General features: G+C 74.8%; 19 protein-coding genes. 9 read left to right on the forward strand and 10 right to left on the reverse strand.

Features of this window, described 5'->3' with window-relative positions:
* Positions 1 to 14: 14 nt before the first annotated feature.
* Positions 15 to 722: an exonuclease domain-containing protein gene (locus OO57_RS03710; RefSeq protein ID WP_033250792.1), complete on the reverse strand. Its 708-nt coding sequence runs from the start codon at positions 720 to 722 to the stop codon at positions 15 to 17.
* Between the two features lie 102 nt (positions 723 to 824).
* Entirely contained in the window at positions 825 to 2,072 is a 1,248-nt protein-coding gene (locus OO57_RS03715; protein WP_033250793.1) for an SAV2148 family HEPN domain-containing protein, read from the reverse strand.
* Positions 2,073 to 2,473: 401 nt separating this feature from the next.
* Between OO57_RS03715 and glgX the strand changes: the two genes are divergently transcribed.
* The 4 genes from glgX to treZ all read left to right on the forward strand — a co-directional run bounded on the left by glgX (position 2,474) and on the right by treZ (position 9,733).
* Positions 2,474 to 4,582 carry a glycogen debranching protein GlgX gene (gene glgX / locus OO57_RS03720; RefSeq protein WP_033250794.1) on the forward strand — a complete coding sequence of 703 codons (2,109 nt, stop codon included), beginning with the start codon at positions 2,474 to 2,476 and terminating at the stop codon, positions 4,580 to 4,582.
* Positions 4,583 to 4,694: 112 nt separating this feature from the next.
* Entirely contained in the window at positions 4,695 to 5,519 is an 825-nt protein-coding gene (locus OO57_RS03725) for an SDR family NAD(P)-dependent oxidoreductase (RefSeq protein ID WP_234337210.1), read from the forward strand.
* A gap of 87 nt (positions 5,520 to 5,606) precedes the next feature.
* On the forward strand, positions 5,607 to 7,997 hold the full coding sequence (gene treY, locus OO57_RS03730) for a malto-oligosyltrehalose synthase (protein ID WP_051776495.1): 2,391 nt from the start codon (positions 5,607 to 5,609) through the stop codon (positions 7,995 to 7,997).
* Positions 7,997 to 9,733: a malto-oligosyltrehalose trehalohydrolase gene (gene treZ / locus OO57_RS03735; RefSeq protein ID WP_033250796.1), complete on the forward strand. Its 1,737-nt coding sequence runs from the start codon at positions 7,997 to 7,999 to the stop codon at positions 9,731 to 9,733. Before treY ends, treZ begins: the two co-directional genes overlap by 1 nt.
* A gap of 29 nt (positions 9,734 to 9,762) precedes the next feature.
* Here treZ and OO57_RS03740 read toward each other — a convergent pair whose 3' ends face one another.
* Both OO57_RS03740 and OO57_RS03745 read right to left on the reverse strand, forming a co-directional pair.
* Positions 9,763 to 10,677 carry a transketolase family protein gene (locus OO57_RS03740; protein WP_033250797.1) on the reverse strand — a complete coding sequence of 305 codons (915 nt, stop codon included), beginning with the start codon at positions 10,675 to 10,677 and terminating at the stop codon, positions 9,763 to 9,765.
* 19 nt (positions 10,678 to 10,696) lie between these two features.
* Positions 10,697 to 11,425, reverse strand: a complete 729-nt coding sequence (locus tag OO57_RS03745; RefSeq protein WP_033250798.1) for a hypothetical protein — start codon at positions 11,423 to 11,425, stop codon at positions 10,697 to 10,699.
* 67 nt (positions 11,426 to 11,492) lie between these two features.
* Between OO57_RS03745 and soxR the strand changes: the two genes are divergently transcribed.
* From soxR to OO57_RS03760, 3 genes are all read left to right on the forward strand, one after another.
* A complete protein-coding gene (soxR, locus tag OO57_RS03750; protein ID WP_033250799.1) occupies positions 11,493 to 12,026 on the forward strand; it encodes a redox-sensitive transcriptional activator SoxR in 534 nt (177 codons plus the stop codon).
* 89 nt (positions 12,027 to 12,115) lie between these two features.
* Entirely contained in the window at positions 12,116 to 12,964 is an 849-nt protein-coding gene (locus tag OO57_RS03755; RefSeq protein ID WP_033250800.1) for an SAM-dependent methyltransferase, read from the forward strand.
* A 95-nt stretch (positions 12,965 to 13,059) separates the two neighbouring features.
* On the forward strand, positions 13,060 to 13,890 hold the full coding sequence (locus tag OO57_RS03760; protein WP_033250801.1) for a sulfurtransferase: 831 nt from the start codon (positions 13,060 to 13,062) through the stop codon (positions 13,888 to 13,890).
* Between the two features lie 76 nt (positions 13,891 to 13,966).
* Here OO57_RS03760 and OO57_RS46660 read toward each other — a convergent pair whose 3' ends face one another.
* Both OO57_RS46660 and OO57_RS03770 read right to left on the reverse strand, forming a co-directional pair.
* Positions 13,967 to 14,464: a toll/interleukin-1 receptor domain-containing protein gene (locus tag OO57_RS46660; RefSeq protein ID WP_051776497.1), complete on the reverse strand. Its 498-nt coding sequence runs from the start codon at positions 14,462 to 14,464 to the stop codon at positions 13,967 to 13,969.
* A gap of 92 nt (positions 14,465 to 14,556) precedes the next feature.
* Positions 14,557 to 15,858 carry a helix-turn-helix domain-containing protein gene (locus tag OO57_RS03770; protein WP_033250802.1) on the reverse strand — a complete coding sequence of 434 codons (1,302 nt, stop codon included), beginning with the start codon at positions 15,856 to 15,858 and terminating at the stop codon, positions 14,557 to 14,559.
* A gap of 310 nt (positions 15,859 to 16,168) precedes the next feature.
* On the opposite strand from OO57_RS03770, the gene OO57_RS03775 reads away from it, so the two are divergent.
* Complete coding sequence (locus tag OO57_RS03775) at positions 16,169 to 16,798, forward strand: hypothetical protein (protein ID WP_158715012.1); 630 nt, start codon at positions 16,169 to 16,171, stop codon at positions 16,796 to 16,798.
* 7 nt (positions 16,799 to 16,805) lie between these two features.
* On the opposite strand, the gene coaE is transcribed toward OO57_RS03775, so the two are convergent.
* The 4 genes from coaE to rpsA all read right to left on the reverse strand — a co-directional run bounded on the left by coaE (position 16,806) and on the right by rpsA (position 22,494).
* Entirely contained in the window at positions 16,806 to 17,402 is a 597-nt protein-coding gene (coaE, locus tag OO57_RS03780) for a dephospho-CoA kinase (protein WP_033250804.1), read from the reverse strand.
* A 102-nt stretch (positions 17,403 to 17,504) separates the two neighbouring features.
* Positions 17,505 to 18,149, reverse strand: coding sequence for an MBL fold metallo-hydrolase (locus tag OO57_RS03785; protein ID WP_033250805.1), 645 nt, complete (start codon positions 18,147 to 18,149; stop codon positions 17,505 to 17,507).
* A gap of 67 nt (positions 18,150 to 18,216) precedes the next feature.
* A complete protein-coding gene (locus tag OO57_RS03790) occupies positions 18,217 to 20,334 on the reverse strand; it encodes an MMPL family transporter (RefSeq protein ID WP_051776499.1) in 2,118 nt (705 codons plus the stop codon).
* Positions 20,335 to 21,003: 669 nt separating this feature from the next.
* Positions 21,004 to 22,494, reverse strand: coding sequence for a 30S ribosomal protein S1 (gene rpsA, locus OO57_RS03795; protein WP_030460063.1), 1,491 nt, complete (start codon positions 22,492 to 22,494; stop codon positions 21,004 to 21,006).
* Between the two features lie 500 nt (positions 22,495 to 22,994).
* Between rpsA and OO57_RS03800 the strand changes: the two genes are divergently transcribed.
* Positions 22,995 to 23,936, forward strand: a complete 942-nt coding sequence (locus OO57_RS03800; protein WP_033250806.1) for a class I SAM-dependent methyltransferase — start codon at positions 22,995 to 22,997, stop codon at positions 23,934 to 23,936.
* Positions 23,937 to 23,938 lie beyond the last annotated feature (2 nt).

Here is a 23,938-nt window from a genome sequence, read left to right on the forward strand (position 1 = left end):
CCCGGCCGCAGCGCTCAGGAGGCGTCCTTGAGCGGCCAGCGCGGGTCGACCACGGCCGCCGGGTCCTTGCGGCGCAGCCAGCTCTGCAGGTCGGCGGCCCAGGCGCGGTGCCAGTCGACCTGGCGGCGGTGCAGTTCGTCCAGCGGCAGGTCGCCGGCCTGGTCCGGGTACCGGTGGCCGAGGGCGACGGCGACCCGGACGGCGGCCAGCGCGTCGCTGCCCGCCTCGTGGGCGTCGCGCAGTTCGACGCCGTAGACCTCGCAGACCCGCTGCAGGGTGCGCGAGCCCTTGCGGTACTTGTCCAGGGCGCGGTCGACGACCATCGCGTCGACCACCGGGCCGACCGGGCCGCCGAGGCGCTCGGCCAGCGTGGGCAGGCCGTGGCGGCGCAGTTCGGCGTCGAGCAGGGAGAGGTCGAACGGGGCGTTGAAGGCGACCACGGGGCGCCCGGCGGCGAGCCGCTCGGCCAGGGCGCGGGCGATCTCCTCGACGGCCGCGGCGGCGGGGCGGCCGTGCGCGCGGGCCTCGGCGTCGGTGATGCCGTGGATGGCGGCGGCCTCGGCGGGTATCGGGACGCCCGGGTCGAGCAGCCAGGTGGTGGCGCCCTGGACGCCGCCGCCGAGGGTGTCGACCACGGCGGCGGTGACGATCCGTGACTCCTCCGGGTCGGTGCCGGTGGTCTCCAGGTCGAAACCGGTGAGCGGCCCCTTCCACCAGGTCATGGGGTGTGTCCTTCCGTCAGCACTGCCAAGGTGCGTCCATCATCGCCTGCCGCAGTGACAGCGTCCTCGGCACGTCTGCCCCCCGGACGGGCCGGTACGCGCTCAGGAGACCGGCCGGGAGTCGCCCCACAGCCCTTCGAACTCCTCCCGGTAGACCTCCAGCAGCCCGGGCTCGGTGCCGCCGGACTCCTGCCCGGCGCCGCCGCGCAGCACCAGGGCGGGCGACTCGATGCCGCGGGCCTTGCGCAGGTAGGGCTGGACGACGCCGAGGTCGGTGGAGCGCCGCCGCCCGCCCGCGCCGGTGGTGCGCTGGCCCTCGACCAGGTAGGCGGTGAACCGGGGCAGTTCGTCGAACACCCGGATCTCGAAGCTGCCCTGGTCGCGCAGCCGGGCCCGGACCCGGCGCACGTGCATGATGTTCATCTCCACGGCGCGGCCCAGCTCGCCGCGCCCGATCCCGAGTTCGCGTTCGCGGCGGCGCACCGCGCTGCTCGCCGGGTTGAGGAACAGCAGCCGCACCCGGCAGCCCTCGGAGGCGAGGCGGACCAGCCGCTTGCCGGTGTAGTTCTGGCAGAGCATGCCCAGGCCGATGCCGACCGCGTCCAGCCGCCGGGCGCCGTCGAGCAGGTCCTCGACCGGCAGGTCGCGCTGGAGGCGGACCCGGTCGGGGTGGACGGCGACCACGTCGGCGTACCGGCCGGCGACGAGTTCCTCGACCACGTCGGCGGGGACGCCGCCGTGCGCGCCGTCGAGCAGGGCGAGCAGCCGGGCGGCGGCCCGCTCGGTCTGGTCGAGGACGGTCTGCGACAGGGCCCGGTTGCGGGAGACCACGTGCCGGGCGACCTCCAGTTCGTCGAGCGCCAGCTCGACCTCCCGGCGGTCCACCAGGTGCGGTTCGAAGCAGGGCCAGTGCTGCACCATCAGTTCGCGCAGCTGCGGCAGGGTGAGGAAGACCAGCGGGTCGTCGTCGAGCGGGTCGAGCAGGTAGCCCTTGCGGCGGGAGACCTCGCGGACGGCGGCGGCCCGGTGCACCCACTCCTCGCCGGCCGGTCCGGCGGCGGCGGTGACCCACTCCTCGCCGTGCGCGGGCGCGTAGACGGGGCGCAGCACCTCGTCGACCAGGGCGCGCATCCGCTGCTCGACCAGGTTGAGCCAGACGTAGGCGCGGCCCGCGAGGCGGACCCGGCGGTAGGCGTCGTCCCACTGCTCGGCGGCCCAGGCGGGCGGCACGCCCTCGACGGGGCCGGTCTGCGGGGGCAGCGGGCCGCGGCCGCCGCGGACGACCAGCGTCGGGGCCTCGCTGCTGCCCGCCCGCGGGTCCGTGCCGTCGCCGCCGGCGGGGAACCCCATCCGCTACCTCACCTCTCGTCCGCCGCCCTGCGGGTGACGGTGCGTCCGCTGTGTCGCTCCACCACGACGGCCCTGGTCGCACGCCGCGTGGGCCCGGGGCTCGCGGTCCGGACGATCAAGGGTATCGCCCGGTGCCGCCGGGCCGCAGCCCTCTTGACAGCAAGCGGACCGGGCCCCGACGGTCCGTCACCGCCCGGCCACGCCGCGCCGACGGGCCGGGCCGCCGGGACACCCGTTCGGGCGAACCACGCGCGGATGGACGAGGAGTTCGGGCCGCCGCCGGGGAGTATGCGGATGTGCCGTGCGTCACCTGGTTGCCGCCCCGCACATGGCCGGGCGCTCCGCCGGGAATCCCCCACAGGAGCGCCAGTTCGCCTCTTGCGCAAGGAAGTTGAGGACTCATGCAGGTCTGGCCGGGGCAACCGTACCCGCTCGGTGCCACCTATGACGGCGCGGGCACCAACTTCGCCGTGTTCTCCGAGAGCGCGCACCGGATCGAGCTCTGCCTGCTCGCCGAGGACGGCACCGAGACGGTGGTCGAGCTCCGCGAGACCGACGCCTTCGTCCGGCACGCCTACCTCCCGGGCGTGCAGCCCGGCCAGCGCTACGGCTTCCGCGTGCACGGCCCGTACCGGCCGGGCCTGGGCCAGCGGCACAACGCCGCGAAGCTGCTGCTCGACCCGTACGCGAAGGCGATGAGCGGGCACGTCGACTGGGACGAGTCGGTGTACGGCTACCACTTCGGCGCGCCCGAGCGGCGCAACGACCTGGACTCGGCGCCGCACACCATGCACTCGGTGGTGATCAACCCGTACTTCGACTGGGGCACCGACCGGCCGCCGCGCACCGACTACCACCGCACCGTGGTGTACGAGGCGCACGTCAAGGGCCTGACCAGGCGGCACCCGGGCATCCCGGAGGAGATCCGCGGCACGTACGCGGGCCTGGCGCACCCGGCGGTGATCGAGCACCTGGCGAAGCTGGGCGTGACCGCGATCGAGCTGATGCCGGTGCACCAGTTCGTCCGCGACCACCGGCTGCGCGACCTGGGGCTGTCGAACTACTGGGGCTACAACTCGGTCGGCTTCTTCGCCCCGCACTCCTCGTACTCCTCCACCGGCGACCGCGGGCAGCAGGTGCAGGAGTTCAAGTCGATGGTGAAGGCGCTGCACGCGGCCGGGATCGAGGTGATCCTCGACGTGGTCTACAACCACACCGCGGAGGGCAACCACCTGGGCCCGACGCTCTCCTTCCGCGGCCTGGACAACGCCTCGTACTACCGGCTCGCCAAGGACCGGCGCTTCTACGAGGACACCACCGGCACCGGCAACTCGCTGCTGATGCGCAGCCCGCACGTGCTCCAGATGATCATGGACTCGCTGCGCTACTGGGTCACCGAGATGCACGTGGACGGCTTCCGCTTCGACCTGGCCGCGACGCTGGCCCGGCAGTTCCACGAGGTCGACCGGCTCTCCTCGTTCTTCGACCTCGTCCAGCAGGACCCGGTGGTCTCCCAGGCCAAGCTGATCGCCGAGCCCTGGGACCTCGGCGAGGGCGGCTACCAGGTCGGCAACTTCCCGCCGCTGTGGACCGAGTGGAACGGCAAGTACCGCGACACCGTCCGCGACTTCTGGCGCGGCGAGCCCGCGACGCTGGCCGAGTTCGGCTCCCGGCTGACCGGCTCCTCCGACCTCTACCAGGACGACGGCCGCCGCCCGATCGCCTCGATCAACTTCGTCACCTGCCACGACGGCTTCACCCTGCGCGACCTGGTCTCCTACAACGGCAAGCACAACGAGGCCAACCACGAGGACAACCGGGACGGCGAGTCGCACAACCGCTCCTGGAACTGCGGCGCCGAGGGCCCCACCACCGACCCCGCCGTCCTCGACCTGCGGGCCCGCCAGCAGCGCAACTTCATCGCCACCCTGATGCTCTCCCAGGGCGTCCCGATGCTCTGCCACGGCGACGAGGCCGGGCGCACCCAGCGCGGCAACAACAACGCCTACTGCCAGGACTCCGAGCTGACCTGGGTCGACTGGGAGGGCGCGGACGCCGCGCTGCTGGAGTTCACCCAGGGCATGATCTGGCTGCGCCGCGACCACCCGGTCTTCCGCCGCCGCCGCTTCTTCCACGGCCGCCCGGTCTCCGGCCCGCACGCCGACCTCACCGACATCGCCTGGTTCACGCCCGCGGGCGAGGAGATGACCGAGCGGGACTGGTCCACCTCGTACGCGAAGTCGCTGACCGTCTTCCTCAACGGCAACGCCATCTCCGAGCCGGACCGGCGCGGCGGCAAGATCGTCGACGACTCCTTCCTGCTGATGTTCAACGCCCACTTCGAACCGCTCACCTTCACCGTCCCCGCCGGTCACGGCGAGGCCTGGCAGGTCGTCGTCGACACCGCCCTCCCCGCCCTCCCCCCGCGCGGCGCCGGCCCCCGCGTCAAGGCCGGCGACACCCTGCGCCTGCCCGACCGCGCGCTGCTGGTGCTCCAGCGCCCGGCGTAGTGCTCCGGTTCGCCCCCGACCGGTACGCCTAACCGCGCCCGGGCCCGGGTAACCCCCTCTGCAGCGTGAAACCGCAGATCAGAGGGGGTACGAAGTGTCTCGTCGGTGGTTGGTGACCGGGTGTTCGTCGGGGCTGGGGCTGGCGCTGGCGCGGGCGGTGGTGGCGGCCGGGGACCGGATCGTGGCGACCAGCCGGGGGGCCTCGCCGCTGGACGCGCTGGCGGCGCAGTTCCCGGCGCAGGTGGTGCCGGCCCGGCTGGAGCTGCGCAGCGCGGCGGACTGCGCGGCGGTGGTGGAGCTGGCCCGCGAGCGCCTGGGCGGGGTGGACGTGCTGGTGAACAACGCCGGGGTGGGCCTGTTCGGGGCGGTGGAGGAGGTCTCGGACGCGGAGCTGCGCGACCAGCTGGAGGTGCTGGCGGTGGCGCCGTGGCGGCTGGCCCGGCTGGTGCTGCCGCTGATGCGGGCGCAGGGCGGCGGGCACGTGGTGAACGTCTCCTCGGTGGGCGGCCGGATGGCCTTCCCCGGCCTGGGGGCGTACGTGGCGGGCAAGTTCGCGCTGGAGGGGGCGAGCCTGGCGCTGGCGGCGGAGGCCGCGCCGTTCGGGGTGCGGGTGACGGTGGTGGAGCCGGGCGGTTTCGCCACCTCGTACGGGAACTCGCTGGCCGAGGCGGCGGGGCGGCTGCCGGAGTACGGGGAGGCGCTGGCGCCGATGCGCGCGGCGCTGCGCGGCATGGCGGGGGACGCGGAGCTGAACCGGCCGGAGGCGTTCGCGGAGCTGGTGCTGCGGGTCGTCGCGGCGGGGTCGGGCCCGGTGCGGGTGCCGGTGGGGCCGGACGCGTACGCGATGGTGGAGGCGGCGCTGACCGGGGAGGCGGCGGAGCTGGCGGCGGCCCGGGCGCTGGCGGGCGAGGGGGTCGCGGAGCCCGATCCGGTCTGAGCGCGGGGGGGCGCCGCGCGCCCGTTCGGCGCCCGTTCGGCGCAGTGCGGGCGGTAGGGGCGGGGCGGCCAGGGTAGGCATGCGGGTATGACCTCAGCCGCCGCACGCCCCGAGCCGGCCGGTACCCCGACGGCCAGTTACCGGCTCCAGCTGCAGCCGGAGTTCACGCTGCACGACGCCCGCCGGGCGGTGCCGTACCTGGCGGCGCTCGGCGTGTCGCACCTGCACCTGTCGCCGCTGCTGGAGGCGGTGGCGGGGTCGACGCACGGGTACGACACGCTCGACCACAGCCGGATCAGCGAGCAGCTGGGCGGCGAGGGGGCGCTGCGCGAGCTGGCCGCGGAGGCGGCGGCGCACGGGCTGGCGCTGATCGCGGACGTGGTGCCGAACCACATGGCGCTGCCGGTGCCGGAGCGGCTGAACGGGCCGCTGTGGCAGGTGCTGAAGAACGGCCCGGACGACCCGTTCGCGGCCTGGTTCGACATCGACTGGACGGCCCAGCCGGGCCCGGTGGACGCGCCGGAGCGGGGGCGGCTGCTGCTGCCGCTGCTGGGCGACCGGCTGGGCGCGGTGCTGGGGCAGCTGGCGGTGGACGGCGGGGTGCTGCGCTACCACGAGCACGAGTTCCCGCTGCGGCCCGGCACCGAGGGGCTGCCGCTGCCGGAGCTGCTGGAGCGGCAGTGGTACCGGCTGTGCTGGTGGCAGCTGGCCGACGAGCAGGTCAACTACCGCCGCTTCTTCACCGTCAACGACCTGATCGCCGTCCGGGTGGAGGTCCCGGAGGTGTTCGAGGCGACGCACGGGGTGCTGCTGCGGCTGCACCGGGAGGGCGTGCTGGCGGGCTTCCGGATCGACCACCCGGACGGGCTGGCGGATCCGCGCGGCTACCTGCGGCGGCTCGCGGAGGCCACCGGCGGGGCGTACACGGTGGTGGAGAAGATCCTGACCGGGGACGAGGCGCTGCCCGCGGACTGGCCGTGCGCGGGGACGACGGGGTACGACGCGCTGCGCCGGATCGACGGGGTGCTGACCGACCGGCGGGGCGCGGAGAAGCTGTTCGCGGCCTACCGGCGGGACGTGGGCGAGGCGGCCGGTCCGGCGGAGGCGGGCCGGGCCGGGCGGGCCGAGATGGTCGCGCCGGGCGGGGCGCTGTCGGCGGAGACCGAGCGGCTGGCCCGCCTGGTGGGGCGGATCTGCGCGGAGGGCCCGGAGCTGGCGGACCACGCGCCGCTGGCGGTGCGCCGGGCGCTGGAGGAGCTGCTGGCCGGCTACCCGGTGTACCGGCCGTACGTGGTGCCGGGCGAGGACGCCCCGGCCGAGGCGCGGGCGGCGCTGGCGGCCCCGCCGGACGGCTCGGACACCGCCCTGCTGGTGCGGGCGCTGGCGCTGGGCGGGCTGGGGCGGTCGGCGGCGAAGGACGAGTTCTGCCACCGGTTCGGGCAGACCGCGTCGGCGGTGGCGGCGAAGGGCGTGGAGGACACCGCGTTCTACCGGTTCAACGCGCTGCTGTCGCTGAACGAGGTGGGCGGCCTGCCGGAGCGTCCGGGCGTGTCGGTGGCGGAGTTCCACCACTGGTGCGCGGAGCAGGAGCGGCTGTGGCCGGGCGCGATGACGGCGCTGTCCACGCACGACACCAAGCGCAGCGCGGACGCCCGGGCCCGTCTGGCGGTGCTGGCGGAGCTGCCGGAGGTGTGGGCGGCGGAGTGCGCGGCGTGGACGCTGGCGGCGGGGCCGTGCGCGGACCGCTCGACGGCCTGGCTGCTGTGGCAGACGCTGCTGGCGGCGTGGCCGCTGTCCGAGGAGCGGCTGCTGGGGGTGGTGCTGAAGTCGGTGCGGGAGGCGAAGCGGCGCACCTCGTGGAAGGAGCCGGACACCGGGTTCGAGGGCTGGCTGACGCAGTACCTGCGGGGGGCGCTGGCCAATCCGGGACTGTGCCCGCGGATCGCCGGGTTCGCCGGGCTGATCGCGCCGTTCGCCCGGGTGAACTCGCTGTCGGCGGCGCTGCTGCACCTGCTGGCGCCGGGCGTGCCGGACGTGTTCCAGGGTGGCGAGGAGCCGCTGTACACGCTGGTCGACCCGGACAACCGGGCGCCGGTGGACCTGGGCGCGCTGGCGGTGCGGCTGACCGACTCGCCGGAGCCGCGCCCGGGCGACCTGGCCCGGGAGAAGCTGCACCTGACCACCACGGCCCTGCACCTGCGCCGCACCCGCGAGCTGGGCTCGTACCGGCCGCTGGCGGCGGACGGCCCGGCCGCGGAGCACCTGGTGGCGTTCGGGCGGGGCGAGCGGGTGCTGTGCGCGGCGACCCGGCTGCCGTACGGGCTGCACCGGGCGGGCGGCTGGCGCGAGACCACGCTGGAGCTGCCGCCGGGCCGCTGGACGGACCTGCTGACGGACCGCCACTTCACCGGCGGCCCGGTCGAACTGTCTTACCTGTTCCGGCAGTTGCCGGTGGCGTTGCTCTCGGAGGGGTCGTGATGCGGTACCAGGTGTGGGCGCCGGACGCCAAGGTGGTCGAGGTCGAGGTCGGGGCGGTCCCGTACCTGCTGGAGCGCGACCCGGCCCGGCCGGGCTGGTGGCGCGGCGAGGCGCCGGAGGGCGACTACGGGTTCCGGCTGAACGGGGGCCGGGCGCTGCCGGACCCGCGCTCGGCCCGGCAGCCGTTCGGCCCGGACGGGCTGAGCCGCCCCGTCGACCACGCGGCGTTCGCCTGGTCGGAGACGGCCTGGCGGGGGCGCCCGCTGCCGGGCTCGGTGGTGTACGAGCTGCACGTCGGGACGTTCACCCTGGAGGGGACGTTCGACGCGGCCGCCGAGAAGCTCGACCACCTGGTCGAACTGGGCGTCGACTTCGTCGAGTTGATGCCGGTGTGCGCCTTCCCGGGCCGCTCCGGCTGGGGGTACGACGGGGTGGACCTGTGGGCGGTGCACGAGCCGTACGGCGGCCCGGACGGGCTGAAGCGCTTCGTGGACGCGGCGCACCGGCGCGGCCTGGGCGTGGTGCTGGACGTGGTGCACAACCACCTCGGCCCGTCCGGCAACTACCTTCCGCAGTACGGCCCGTACTTCACCGACCGGCACCAGACGCCGTGGGGTTCGGCGGTCAACCTGGACGCGCCGGGCTCGGACGAGGTGCGGGCGTTCCTGGTCGGCAGCGCGCTGGCCTGGCTGCGCGACTACCGGATCGACGGGCTGCGACTGGACGCGGTGCACGCCCTGGTGGACACCCGGGCCCGGCACTTCCTGGAGGAACTCGCCGCCGAGGTGCAGAAGTTGGCGCAGGCGACCGGGCGCCCGCTGTTCCTGGTCGGCGAGTCCGACCTGAACGACCCGCGCACCACCGCCGCCCGGGAGGCGGGCGGGCAGGGCCTGGACGCGCAGTGGAGCGACGACTTCCACCACGCGCTGCACTGCCTGCTGACCGGCGAATCGCAGGGCTACTACGCGGACTTCGCCGCCGACCCGTACGCGGCGCTCGCCAAGACGCTCACCCAGGGCTTCTTCCACGACGGGAGCTGGTCCTCGTTCCGGGGCCGCTCGCACGGCCGCCCGTTCCCGCCGGAGCGCGGGCACCGGCTGCTGGGCTACGCGCAGACCCACGACCAGGTCGGCAACCGGGCCACCGGCGACCGGCTCTCCGCGGCGCTGCCGCCGGGACGGCTGGCGGCGGCCGCGGCGCTGGTGCTGACCTCGCCGTTCACGCCGATGCTGTTCATGGGCGAGGAGTGGGGCGCGGGCACGCCCTGGCAGTACTTCACCGACCACACCGACCCGCAGTTGGCCGAGGCCGTCCGGCAGGGGCGGCGGCGGGAGTTCGCCGAGCACGGCTGGCGGGCCGAGGACGTGCCCGATCCGCAGAGCCCGGCCACCGTCGCCGCCTCCACCCTGGACTGGTCCGAGCCCGGGCGCGCACCGCACGCCGAACTGCTCGCCTGGTACCGGCAGTTGATCCGGCTGCGGCGCACCGCCCCGGAGCTCGCGGACGGCGACCTGGCGGCGGTGCGGGTGCGCCACGACGCGGCGGCCGGCTGGCTGGCGGTGCACCGCGGCCGCTACCGGGTGCTGGTGCGGCTCGGCGGCGGCCCGCAGCCGCTGCCCGTCCCGCTGGAGGGCGAACTCGCCGCGCTGGAGGCCTCGTTCGGCGAGGTCGCGGCCGGGCCGAACGGCGCGGTGCTGCTCGGCCCGGACGCGGTGGCGGTCGTCCGCACCGCCTGAGCGGCCTGCGGGCCTGCGGGCCTGCGGGCCTACCAGAGGTACTCGGCGATCCGGGCGTGCAGGCCCGCCGCGTCCAGGCCGTAGGCGGCCAGGTGCTCGGGGACCGAGCCGTAGTGCCGGTGCTCGGCCTGCGGGACGCCCAGGGACAGGACGCGGTGCGGCAGTTCGGCGAGCGCCCGGTGCGCCGCGCGCTCGGAGGTGCCCGCCAGGTAGGGCTCGACCAGCACCACGTCGGCCCGCTCGCCCAGCGCGGCGCGCAGGCCCGCCGCGTCGAACGGGCGGACGGTGGCCGCGTACAGCACCGTCACGTCCAGCGTCCCGGTGGCTTCCAGCACCGCGTCCAGCATCGGGCCGACCGCCAGCACCGTGCCCGCCGTCCGGGTCCCCTGCCGGACGGTCAGGAACCTGCCGGGGGCGACGGGCTGCGCCTCGGCGTTGCGGTGCTCGGAGAGCCGGACGTACTGCAGGGTGTCGTCGGCGGCCACCGCGTGGCGCAGCAGCAGGTCCGCCTCGGCGGGGTGGCCGGGGACGTGGACGTGCCAGCCGGGGAGGGTGTCGAGCAGCGCGACGTCGCCCGGGGCCATGTGGGTGCGGCCGCCGGCCGGCCAGTCGTAGGAGCCGGCGGCGCTCACCAGGACCGCGCCGACGCCCTGGTGCACCAGGTCCAACTTCACCTGCTCGAAGGGCCGTTCGACCAGGAAGCTGGCGAAGGTGTGCGCGATCGGCCGCAGCCCGGTCAGCGCCAGGCCGCCCGCCGCGCCGATCAGCAGCTGCTCGCGGATGCCGACGTTCACCACCCGGTCGGGGTGGGCGCGGGCCGCCCCGGCGAACTGCGCCGTCCCGATGTCGGCGAGCACCAGCGCGGTGCGCGGGTCCCGCTCCAGCAGCTCGGTGACGGTCGCGCCGAACTGCTCGCGCATGGTCGCCTCGTGGGTGCTCTGCATGGTCTCTTCTCCCCTGCGCTCAGCCGTACTTGGGTTCGGTGCGGGCCACCACCGCGTGCGGGCGGCCCGGGTGCGGGGCGGTGAACGCCCGGTACAGCTGCTCGTGGTCGCGGCCGTCCACGGTCGCCGTCGACCAGCCCTCGGCCGCGAAGCGGGCCGCGATGCCGCCCCGCCAGCCGTGCGTGGCCGAGGAGTTGTCGATCACCACGGTGTGCAGCCGCTCCAGGCCGACCGCCCCGGCGAAGGCCACCGCCTCGTGGTTGGAGCCCTCGTCGAACTCGGCATCCCCGACCAGCACCCACACCGCCGGGCCGTCCAGCCCCTGCGCCCGCAGGCCCAGCGTCGTCCCCACCGCCAGCGGCAGGCCGTGCCCCAGCGAACCGGAGCCGATCTCCGCACCCGGCACCAGCAGCCGGTCCGGGTGGTGGCCCAGCGGCGAGTCGTAGGCGCCGAAGCTGCGCAGCAGCTCCACCGGGAAGAAGCCCTTCGCGGCCAGCACCGCGTAGTACGCCATCGGGCCGTGGCCCTTGGACAGCAGGAACCTGTCCCGCTCCGGCGCGTCCGCGGTGCCCGGGCCGACGTCCAGGACCCGGTCGTACAGCACCCACAGCGCGTCCAGGGTGGAGTGCGCGGCCGGGGAGTGCTTCTCGTCGCCCGCCATCAGCGCGATCAGGCCCGGCAGGTCGCCGTACCCGACGCGGCCGCCCGTGCGCGTCGCTCCGCGCGCCTCTGTCGTGTCGCTCGTCATGGGAGAGAGCCTCCAACTTCAAGCGCGCTTGAAGTCAAGCGCCCGCTCCCCGGTATCGTGCACGGCCATGACGCCCTCCCGGCACGACGTCCTCACCATCGGCCAGCTGGCCGAGCGCAGCGGCCTCGCCGCCTCCGCGCTGCGCTACTACGAGAGCCTCGGCCTGATCCACTCCACCCGCACCGCCGGCAACCAGCGCCGCTACCCCCGCGCCGCCCTGCGCCGGATCGCCTTCGTCCGGGCCGCCCAGCAGGTCGGCCTCAGCCTCGACGAGGCCCGCACCGCCCTCGCCCGGCTCCCCGAGGACCGCGCCCCCACCACCCGCGAGTGGAACGCCGTCGCCGCCGCCTGGCAGCACCGCATCGACCGGCAGATCGCCGAACTCCAGCTGATGAAGGCCAAGTTGACCGGCTGCATCGGCTGCGGCTGCCTCTCCCTGACCCGCTGCGGCCTCTACAACGCCGCCGACCGGGCCGCCGCCGCCGGGCCCGGCGCCCGCTACCTCCTCACCCGCGACCCGGACAGCGGCCCCGAACCCGGCTCCGAACCCGGCCGCGCGCCCGGCTCCGAACCCGGCCGCGCGCCGGAGGCGGAGGACTGATCCACTTCTTTCCCGGCCCGCCGCCGCGCCGCCCGGCGGGCCGTCTATGCTGCCCCCGGAAGCGCGTTCCACCGACGGGGGAGCCAGATATGACCGACCATCAGGAAATCTCGCTCGACTGGATGTCCGGCGGCCAGAGCACGCCGCCGTCCGCCGAGCTCCGCCCCGAGATTCCGCACCCGGCCCGGATGTACGACTACTACCTCGGCGGGAAGGACAACTTCCCCGCTGACCGGGCCGCCGCCGAACAGGTGCTGTCGCTCAGCCCGCTGGTGCGGATCAGCGCCCAGGCCAACCGGGCCTTCCTGCAGCGGGCCGTGCGCACCCTCGCCGAGCAGGGCGTGCGGCAGTTCCTCGACATCGGCACCGGCATACCGTCCGCCGGGAACACCCACGAGATCGCCCAGGCCGTCGACCCCGCCGCGAAGGTCGCCTACCTGGACAACGACCCGATCGTGCTGGTCCACGGCCGCGCCCTGCTGGCCGGCTCCCGGCCCGGCACCGTCAGCGTCCTGCAGGCCGACCTGCGGGAGCCCAAGGCGATCCTCGCCGACCCGGCCGTCCGCGAGCTGCTCGACCTCGAACAGCCGGTCGCCCTCCAGCTGTTCGCGATCCTGCACTTCATCGACGACGCCGACGACCCGTACGCGATCGTCCGCACCCTGGTCGACGCCCTGCCCTCCGGCAGCTACCTCGCCCTCTCGCACGCCACCGGCGACTTCGTCCCGCCCGAGGACGCGGCCCGGGGCCCCGCCGTCTACCGGTCCGCGACCGCCCAGCTCAGCATGCGCAGCCGCGCACAGGTCCTGCGCTTCTTCGACGGCCTCGAACTGCTCGACCCCGGTCTGGTCACCGCCCCGCTGTGGCGCCCCGACCAGGCCCCGCAGGACACCGACCACGAGGTCGCCATCTGGGCCGGCGTCGCCCGCAAGCCCTGACGCGACGACCCGCGAGGGCCCGCGGCGGTTCGCAGCGGCGGCGGCGCCGGTGGGACCATGACGGGACCGGAGACGACCCGAGGAGGGCACCCGCCGTGACCACCGCACCGCCGCCGCTGGTCGACGCCGACTGGCTGGCCGCCCGGCTCGGCCGCCCCGGGCTCGTCGTCCTGGACGCGGGCGTCGGCCCGCACCGGCACCCGGACGTCCGCATCCCCGGCGCCCGGGCGTTCGACCTCGACGGCGCCCTCTCCGACCCCGCCTCCCCGCTGCCGCACAGCATGCCCGCCCCCGCCGACCTCCAGCGCGAACTGCGCGCCCTCGGCCTCGACGACGACTCCACCGCCGTCCTGTACGACGGCGCGGGCGTGTACTCCGCCCCGCGCGCCTGGTGGATGCTGCGCGCCGCCGGTTTCGACCGGGCCGCCGTCCTCGACGGCGGCCTGCCCGCCTGGCGCGCCGCCGGGCACCCCGTCAGCACCGGACGGCCCGCGGCCCGCGCCGGGAACCTCACCGTCCGCCCCCGCCCCGGCCTGCTCCTCGACCGGGACGCCGTGGCCGCCGCCCTGGCCGACCCCGGCACCGCCGTCCTGGACGCCCGCGCCCGCGCCCGCTTCACCGGCGCCGCCCCCGAACCCCGCCCCCACCTGCGGCGCGGCCACCTGCCCGGCTCCACCAGCCTCCCCTTCACCGAACTCCTCACCCCCGACGGCCGCTACCTCCCCCTCCCGGCCCTCCGCTCCCGCCTGGCCGCCGCCACCGCGGGCCGCCCCCGCCTGGTCGCCTCCTGCGGCTCCGGCGTCACCGCCTGCGTCCTCGCCTTCGCCGCCCACCTCACCGGCCACCCCTCCCCCGCCGTCTACGACGGCTCCTGGTCGGACTGGGGCCGCCCGGAGACCGGCCTCCCGGTGGCCACCGGCGGGTAGGGCGGCGGGAGGCGGAGCCAACGGCCCGGACCCGCCGTTCCCCGAGCCCTCGACGGGGCCCCCTCCGGCGGGGCGCTCAGCGGGTCCTGACCGCGGTGTCGGACTCCGCCAGTTCCGGTACCAGCGCGGCGAGTTCGTCGGCCAGCCGGGTGAGGTCGGCGTGCGAGGTGCGCAGGTCGAGGCGGCGGTGCTGGCAGTCGGCGAGGGCGGCGAGCGCTTCGGGGAGGCGTTCGGAGCGGAGTCTGGGGGTGTCGCCGACCAGGACCGGGATGACCAGGGCGCCGACCGCGAAGGCCTCGGCGATCTCGCGGCGCGGCCAGTCCCCGGGGTCCTCGACCGCGGGGCGCCCGTCCCGGCCCTGGACGTCGAACCAGCGCGGGCCGACCACGGCGAGCAGGACGGCGCAGCTGCGGACGGCGGCGATCAGTTCCTGCGGATAGCGGCTGCCGGGGGCGATGGACTTGCTCGCCCGGAACACCCGGTCGCTGCCGAACCGGTAGGACAGGCCGTGGTCGAGCAGCGCGGCGACCGCCTCCTGGTCGCCGGTGCGGTAGTTCACGAAGATCGCGGGCATGGGGCGTCGACCTCTCTGTGCGGGGGTGTCCCGGCGGTGGTCCCGCCCGGGAAAAGGGAAACGGCTGGAGGAGCGGCAGCGGCGCGGGCCGGTCAGCAGCTGCCGGTGATCGCCCGGAGCAGGGCGGGCTGGAACTCGCGGACCGTCCGGCTGGCCCGGAAGCGGCGCAGCTCGCGGTCGAGCCGGCGCAGGTCGGCCGCGACCGTCGCGGAGGGGACGTCGACCAGGGCGCCGAGCTGTTCAGCCGCGACGGCGCAGGCGTGCTCGGCCTCGCCCGCTCCGGCGTGGGCGAGGGCCCGGCGCAGCCCATAGCGGATCCGGGCCCGGGTGGCGTGCCGCGGCAGGCGGGCGCACTCGCGGTCGAGGACCTCGGCGGCGCGCCGGGCGTGGCCGAGGTCGAACAGGCACCAGCCGGTGGTCATCGCGGCCGGGTCGGCGACGTTGGCGCTGCCGAGGACCGGGCCGCCGTCGTGGTCGGCGGCGGCGGTGGCGAGCAGCACCTCGGCCCGCTCCAGGGCGCGCAGGCAGCGGTTGCGGTCGCCGCCGAGGGCGTGGCCCTGGGCCTCGCGGAGCGCGGCGAGGCCGCGGATGCGGGGCGGCAGGCGGCGGTCCTGGGCGGCGGTGGCGAGGGCGACGGTGGCGACGGCGTCCCCGGCGTAGAAGGTGACCAGGGCGCGGCGGACGAGCGCGTACCCGGCGAAGTGGCGGTGGCCGCCCGCCCGGGCGAGCTCGACGGCGCGTTCGGTGTGGGCGAGGGCGGTGTGCCGGTCGCCCGCCTCCTGGGCCATCCAGCCACCGAACTCGATGAAGTGGGCGGCGATCAGCAGGAGTTCGGCGCGGGAGCGGCCGTCGCAGCGCAGGGCGATCCGGAGCGCGGTCTCGCTCTGCACCTGCAGGGCGGGGACGAGCAGCACCGGGTCGAGGTGCTGGCCGAGCTGCCGGTACTGGGCGAGCTGTTCGCGCAGCAGGGCGGGGACGCCGGGGTCGAGCGCGGCGGGGAACTGCGGCAGCAGGCCGCCGAGGGCGTCCGGGGCGGGCCCGTGCCGCTGCTCGGCGTACCAGGCGTCGGCGCTTCCGGCGTCGGCGCGTACCGGCCCGGGGGCGAACGGGGTGCCGTACCCGTTCGCGGCGTTCTCCCGGGCGCGGAGGCCGGGGCCGGGCGCGGTGCGGTCGGCGGCGGCGGTGCGGACGGCGAGTTGCTGGAGGCGGCCGTCGGCGCCGAGCAGGGCGTCGCAGCGGCGGGCGAGTTCCTGGGAGGCCTTCCGCTGGCCGCTCTCGACCTTGCTCAAGTAGCCCTTGCTGTAGCTGAGCTGCCGGGCGAGCCCTTCGAGCGAGAGGCCGTGCTCCTCGCGCAGTCGGCGCAGTTCGGCCCCGAAGCGATGGGACGCGAGCATGCCAAAGCACCCCCTGGGATCCGTCCCTGGCACACGCGGGTGCGCGGGATGTTCGGTTCGGGAGCGCTCCCCGGCGCTCCGAAGGAATCTTGGCATGCGACTGATCGCTTCCGGAGCGTTACGGAACGGTTTCCCGTTGCCAATTCGGCTGGCAGGCCGGACGGCCGGGCCCCCGCGGCCCGGACCGGGGCGACCGGGAGTCCGGCGGGCGGCGTTTGCACCCGAGACCCGTACGGGCACGAATCGTTCAGGACGCGGTTCGCCGCCCTGTGGTAACCAGGACTCCGCCGATCAGCCCGAGGGGACTTCCTTGACCGCGCCGACCTCGCCGTCCTCGCCCGACGGAACGCCGCCGTACCCGACCGCACCGCCGCCGACGCCCGCGGTCCCGGCCCGCCGGTTCGACCTGCAGGGGTGGAGCGCCGTGGTGACCGCCCTGGTCGGCGTCGCCACGCTCGGGGCCGGGTTCGCGGGCGGCTACCTCACCCAGTCGCAGTCCGCCCCCGGCGACCGGCCGCAGCCGACCGTGACCGTCACGGTGCCCGGCCCGACCGTCACGGTGACCGCCGCCCCGGGAGGCGCCACCGCGCCCGCCGTCAACGCCCTGCCCAGCACCGCGCCGACCGGTCCGACCGCGAGTGCCGCCCGGGTGCTGCTGGCCTCGCCGGACACCGGGCCCGGCGGGACGCGGACGGTGCTCACCGGGCAGGGCTTCCCGCCCGACACCGTGGTCCGGATCTCCTTCGTGGTCAAGACCGAGGGGCTGGAGTACCAGCACCGGGACCTGCGGGACACCAAGTCCGACGCCACCGGCGCCTTCTCGGTCGAGGTGGCCGTCCCGTCCGACCTGGAGGACTACAAGGACAAGAACACCTACCTGCGCGCCCAGGCCGGCACCGGCACGAAGTACAGCGACACGGTGTTCAACCTGCTGCCCTGACCGGCCGTCAGCCGCGGCGGCGCTCCAGCTCCTGCCACAACGCGTCGACGCGGGCGGTCAGTTGCTCCAGGTCGCCGCTGTTGTCGAGGACCAGGTCGGCGACTGCCAGGCGGTCCTCGCGGCTCGCCTGGGCGGCCATCCGGGAGCGCGCCTCGTCCTCGGCCATGCCACGCAGCTCGACCAGGCGGCGCAGGCGTTCGGCGTCCGGGACGTCGATGACCACGACCAGGTCGTACAGCGGGGCGAGGCCGTTCTCGGCCAGCAGCGGGACGTCGTGCACCACGACCGCGTCCGGCCCGGCCGCGGACTCCAGTTCGGCGGAGCGGGCCCGCACCAGCGGGTGGACGATGGCGTTCAGCTCCGCCAGCCGGGCCGGGTCCGCGAAGACCACCCGGCCGAGCGCGGGGCGGTCCAGCGCGCCGTCCGGGAGCAGCACGTCCGGCCCGAACTCGGCGGCCACCGCGGCCAGCCCGGGCGTCCCGGGGGCGACCACCTCGCGGGCGATCACGTCCGAGTCGACGATCACCGCGCCGCGCGCGGCCAGTTGGCGGGAGACCTCGCTCTTGCCCGCGCCGATCCCGCCGGTCAGTCCGATCCTCAGCATGCCGCCAGGCTACCGGCCCGTACCCGGCGCCCGTTTCCCGGTGCCCGGCGGTCGGCGGCAGGCGCCCGGCGCCCGGTACCCGGCGCAGCGGGGGAGGACGGGTCAGGCCAGGTCCAGGGACTCCCCGGCGGCCAGCGTGCGGTACTCCACGCCGCCGGTGCCGGGGCCCTGCGGGCCGAGCAGCCGCCCGTGGATCGCCTGCCCGGCCTCGCTGAGCGTCGCCTCGTGGATCGCCACCGCCTGCCGGGGCCGGGCGTCGCGCAGGTAGTCGACCAGTTCGCCCGCCCGCAGCCAGGGCGCGCCGAGCGGGAGCAGCAGGGTGTCGACGGTGTCCGGCGGGACGGTCAGCGCGTCGCCCGGGTGGAAGGCCCGGCCGCCGAGCAGGAAGCCGACGTTGGGGATCCGCGGGACGTCCGGGTGGATCTCCGCGTGCCACTCGCCGTGCACCGTCACCGGCAGCCCGTCCAGGTCGAACGCGTCGCCCTCGCCGACCACCGTGACCTTCGCCCCGATGCCGTCCAGCTGCCGGGCCACCGAGGAGTTGGTGTACACCCGCAGGCCCGGGTTGGCCGCGACGGCCGCCCGGACCTGCGCCTCGGTGAAGTGGTCGGCGTGCTCGTGGGTGATCAGCAGGGCGCTCACGCCCGCCACCACCTCCGGCCCGGAGAACATCCCGGGGTCGATCAGCACCGCCCCCTCGGCGTGCTCGATCCGGACGCAGGCGTGGCCGAACTTCGTCAGTCGCATGCGGCCCAGCGTACGGCCGGGCCGGGCCGGACGGAGCCGGGCGGGGCCGGGCCGGGCCGGACCGGACCTACGGTGCGCCCACCAGGCCGCGCGGCTTCACGCTCGGCTGCACCAGGCGCGGCGCGGGCAGCACCACCGGGCGCAGCGGCGGCAGCTCGACGTGCTCGTCCAGGCCGATGATCCGGTGCAGGCGGCGCAGCGGGGCGGGCGCCCACCAGTTGAGGCGGCCGAACAGCGTCATGGTGGCGGGCACCAGCAGGGTGCGGACCAGGGTGGCGTCCACGGCGACGGCGACGGCCAGCGCGATGCCCATCTGCTTGACCATGAGCATCTGTCCGGCGGCGAACCCGGCGAACACGATCACCATCAGCAGCCCGGCCGAGGTGATGATCCGACCGCTGCGCTGGAGGCCCAGCTCCACCGACTTCGCGCAGTCGTACCCCTGGTCGTGCAGCTCCTTGATCCGCGACAGCAGGAACACCTCGTAGTCCATCGACAGCCCGAACGCGAAGGCGAACACCAGCACCGGGATCACCGTCTCCAGGCCGCCGGTCGGCGTGAACCCCAGCAGCGAACTGAAGTACCCGTGCTGGAACACCAGGGTCAGCGCACCCAGCGACGCCCCCAGCGACAGCACGTTCATCAGCAGCGCCTTCACCGGCAGCACCACCGACCCGGTCATCATGAACAGCAGCACCAGCGTCCCGGCCGCGACCAGGGCCAGCGCCCACGGCCCGCGCGAGCCGATCTCGTGCTGGAAGTCCACCAGCGAGGCCGCGTCGCCCGCCACGTACGTGTCCAGCCCGCCGCGGTCCGCCCGCAGCTCGCCGACCACCGCCTTGGCCTCCGCGCCCTGCGGGTCGCCGTTCACCAGCACGTCCACGGTCTGCACGCCGTCCGAGACCGGCGTCACCGCCCGGACGCCGGCGACGCCCGGCAGCTTCGAGACCACCTCGTCCGCGTACTGCTGCGCCTGCTGGTGCGAGCCCTCGACGACCACCTGCACGGCCGCCGGGGCCTGGTCCGGGAAGCGCGCCTCGACGGTCTCGGCGACCTGCCGGGACGCGAAGCTCTTCGGCAGCACGTCCGCCCCCGAGTTGCGGAACTCCGACCCCAGGAACGGCGCACCCGCCGCCAGCAGCAGCGCCACGCAGGCCAGCATCACCGGCACCGCCCGGCGCTGCACCCGGCGCACCGTCCGGGAGAAGAAGCCCTCGTCCGGGACGGGCGCCGTCGGCGTCTTGATCTTCGACCCCATGAAGCCCAGCAGCGCCGGCACCAGCGTCAGCGCCGCCGCCACCGCGATCACCACCACGCTCACGCCCGCCACCGCGACCGCCCGGAACACCGGGCTGGTGAACACGAACAGCCCGCTCAGCGCGACCGCCACCGTCAGCCCCGAGAACGCCACCGTCCGGCCCGCCGTCGCCGCCGTCCGCTCCACCGCCTGCGCGGCGTCCGCGCCGTGGCCGCGCTCCTCGCGGAAGCGGTTCACCATCAGCAGCGCGTAGTCGATCGACAGCCCCAGGCCCAGCACGGTCGCGATCGGCAGCACGGACGTGTCGATGTCCATCAGCTTGCTGAACCCGAACATCGCCAGCAGCGCCCCGCCCACCGAGGCGATCGCCCCGATCCCCGGCAGCCCTGCCGCGGCCAGGCCGCCGAACACCAGCACCATCACGACCAGCGTCAACGGCAGCGTGACGATCTCACCGAAACGGGTGTCCTTCGCGGTCTGGTCCTTGACCTCCTGCTGCAGCACCAGGTCGCCGCCGACCACGGTGCGCGCACCGTCCGCGTCGATCCCCTCCAGCCGGTCGGTCACGGCCGCGAGCTGCTTCGCCGTCGACCCGTCCGCCATCCGCACGCTCACCAGTGACGCCTTGCCGTCCCCCGCGGTCAGCTGCCCGCCCGTCGAGTACGTGTCCGCCACCGAGACCACGCCCGGCAGCTTCGCCACCTCCGCACTCGCCCGCTCGACCGCCGTCCTGACCCCCTCATTCCCCACCGGCGGACCGTCCACGACGGCCGTCACCGTACCCTGCACCGGATCCGCCGCCTGTACGACGGCCGTACCCGCCGCCGACTCCGACCCCCCGCTGCCGGTGGCCGCCACCGAGCCCTCGAACACCCGGCCGCCGATCACCACCCCCACCGCGAGCACCAACGCCCAGAACGCCAGCACCCAACGACGGTGCCGGAAACACACTCGCCCCAGAGCGGCCAAACGACCGGGAACCTGGGAGACCTGGACCTCTGCTGCGGTGGAGCGGGAGCTGCGCATGCGGGGAGCCTTTCGGACAAGTCCCCTCAATGTATGCGTGACTACTCTTTCGTCCTATAGACGGACGATGAGCCTCATCTCACAATTCCCTTCACATAAACGCCACTTAAGCCCCACGCCCCGCCCACCCACCTGCCCGTGCGCGCCCCGCGCGGGTGAGCGCGGGGAGGGCGCTGCGCGCGGCCGAGCGAGGAGAAGGGGAAGGTGCGCACACGGGAAGGGCGCTGCCGCGCGGCGGAGCGGAGAGCGGGCAAGGCCCGCGGCGCCGACCGGGGCAGGCGCGGGGCGGTCGGCGGCCCGCCGCCGCGGAGCGGGTGGGCCTCCGCCGCGGAGCCGGTGGGCCTCCGCCGCGGAGCCCGGCGCGCGTCTCACCCAGCGGTGCGCGCACGGGGGGCGGGTGGGGCGGCGCAAACAGCACCCCCCCCCGCCGCGGGCAGCGCCCTCCCCCGTTCACCTTCGCGGTGCGCGCACGGGGGGCGGGCAGCAAAAACAGCGACCCCCCGCCCCAGGTGAACCCTGGAACGGGGGGTCGCTGTTCAGTCAGCTAGGCAGCCGCCGAAGCGCAGCGCTTCAGCTCTGGCCGCCGGCCAGCTTCTCGCGGAGCGCGGCCAGGGCCTCGTCCGAGGCGAGCGCGCCGGAGCCCTCGTCGCTGCTGGAGGAGTACGAGCCGCCACCGGAGACCGGGGCCTCCTCGCCGGCCTCGGCGGCGGCAGCCGCGTCGGCCTCGCGGGACTTGATGACCTGGGCCTGGTGCTGCTCGAAGCGGGCCTGGGCCTCGGCGTACTGCCGCTCCCACTCCTCGCGCTGCTTCTCGAAGCCGGGCAGCCAGTCGTTCGCCTCGGGGTCGAAGCCCTCCGGGTAGATGTAGTTGCCCTGGTCGTCGTAGGACGCGGCCATGCCGTACAGGGTCGGGTCGAACTCGACCGACGCCGGGTCGGCACCGAGGGACTCGTTGGCCTGCTTCAGCGAGAGGCTGATGCGGCGGCGCTCGAGGTCGATGTCGATGACCTTGACGAAGATCTCGTCGCCGACCTGGACGACCTGCTCCGGGATCTCGACGTGGCGCTCGGCCAGCTCGGAGATGTGGACCAGGCCCTCGATGCCCTCGTCCACGCGGACGAACGCACCGAACGGAACCAGCTTGGTGACCTTACCCGGGACGACCTGCGAGATCTGGTGCGTCCGGGCGAACTGCTGCCACGGGTCCTCCTGGGTCGCCTTCAGCGACAGGGAGACGCGCTCGCGGTCCATGTCGACGTCGAGGACCTCGACGGTGACCTCCTGGCCGACCTCGACAACCTCGTTCGGGTGGTCGATGTGCTTCCAGGACAGCTCGGAGACGTGCACCAGACCGTCGACGCCGCCGAGGTCGACGAACGCACCGAAGTTGACGATCGAGGAGACGACGCCGGAGCGCACCTGGCCCTTCTGCAGGGTGGTGAGGAAGGTCTGGCGGACCTCGCTCTGGGTCTGCTCCAGCCAGGCGCGGCGGGACAGGACCACGTTGTTGCGGTTCTTGTCCAGCTCGATGATCTTCGCCTCGAGCTCCTTGCCCACGTAGGGCTGGAGGTCGCGGACGCGGCGCATCTCGACCAGCGAGGCCGGGAGGAAGCCGCGGAGGCCGATGTCGAGGATGAGACCACCCTTGACGACCTCGATGACGGTACCGGTGACGATGCCGTCCTCTTCCTTGATCTTCTCGATCGTGCCCCAGGCGCGCTCGTACTGCGCACGCTTCTTGGACAGGATGAGGCGACCCTCCTTGTCCTCCTTCTGGAGAACCAGGGCCTCGATCTCGTCGCCGACCTTGACGACCTCGTGCGGGTCAACGTCGTGCTTGATCGAGAGCTCGCGGGAGGGGATGACACCCTCGGTCTTGTAACCGATGTCGAGGAGCACCTCGTCACGGTCGACCTTCACGATGATGCCCTCGACGATGTCGCCATCGTTGAAGTACTTGATGGTCTCGTCGATCGCGGCGAGGAACGCGTCCGCGTCGCCGATGTCGTTGACCGCGACCTGCGGGGTGGTGCTGACAGAGGTGTCGGTGGGGCTCGTCATTAGGAAAAGGGCTCCGGTACGGACATGAAGTCGTAGGTAATGCCACGCGGGGGGCCCTGATCGCTCCCACCGAAAGCCGTGCAGGCCAGAAAACGGCCCACCGAAAGGACTCCCGCAAACGACAGGATCCCGGTGTCCGTCTGACGACCGTGGGGTCTTCGACAGATGCGAGCGCGACCTGCTCCGTCCGAGGCGCGCAGGCCCGCAGCGCAACTTGTAGCATACGGGGACACCCAGGCACGGTCAACGTCGAAGCCGACGAGACCGTAGAGGCCGGGACGGATCAGGCCATATCCTCCGATGGCGCACCTCGCGGTGGCTGGAGCACGGGCCCTACCCCGGATGCCACCGCCCGACCCGGTCCCCGTACGGGACCGGCTCCGCAGCAGCAGCGCTTCCGCAAGCACATAGCCTACTTGACGTCCCGCCCCGGCTCGCGCCAGGGGCCCGCCCGCCCGGGCCCGCCGCGGCCCTCCCGATGCACCAGGTGACGGATTCCCATGACCCACTCCACCCCCGGCGACGCCCCCGGCGACGCCCCCGGCGGCGCTCCCGGCGACGCCGAGCCCTTCGACTACGACCCGGCCGGGTACAACGTCCCCTCCTCCCCCGGGCAGCCGGACGAGGAGGAGGACGGCGACGAGGCGCTGCGGCGGGACGCCGGGGAGCAGGAGTCGAGCCGGGCCAGCCGGCACTGGTGGGACCGCAACGCCGACGACTACCAGGACGAGCACGGGGAGTTCCTCGGCGACGACCGGTTCACCTGGTGTCCGGAGGGCGTGGACGAGGCCGAGGCCCGGCTGCTCGGCGACCCGGCCGGGCTGAAGGGCGCGGACGTGCTGGAGATCGGCTCCGGCGCCGCGCAGTGCTCGCGCTGGCTGGCCGCGCAGGGCGCCCGCCCGGTCGCGCTGGACATCTCCCACCGGCAGCTGCAGCACTCGCGCCGGATCGACCTGGGCCGCGGCCTGGAGCCCGTCGCCGTGGTGCAGGCGGACGCGGCGGTGCTGCCGTTCGCCGACGGCTCCTTCGACCACGCCTGCTCGGCGTACGGCGCGGTGCCGTTCAGCGCCGACACCGGGCGGCTGATGCGCGAGGTGCACCGGGTGCTGCGGCCCGGCGGGCGCTGGGTGTTCTCGGTGACCCACCCGATCCGCTGGGCGTTCCCGGACGAGCCCGGGGTGGAGGGCCTGACCGCCACCTCCTCGTACTTCGACCGCACCCCGTACGTCGAGCAGGACGAACAGGGCGTCGCCACCTACGTCGAGCACCACCGCACGCTCGGCGACCGGGTGCGGGAGCTGGTCGCGGCCGGGTTCGCGCTGGTCGACCTGGTCGAGCCGGAGTGGCCGGAGGGGCTGGAGCAGGAGTGGGGCGGCTGGAGCCCGCTGCGCGGCGAGCACATCCCCGGCACCGCGATCTTCGTCGCCGTCCGGAACGGCTGAGC

This window comes from Kitasatospora phosalacinea, assembly GCF_000717185.1.
Classification (GTDB): Bacteria; Actinomycetota; Actinomycetes; order Streptomycetales; family Streptomycetaceae; genus Kitasatospora; species Kitasatospora phosalacinea_A.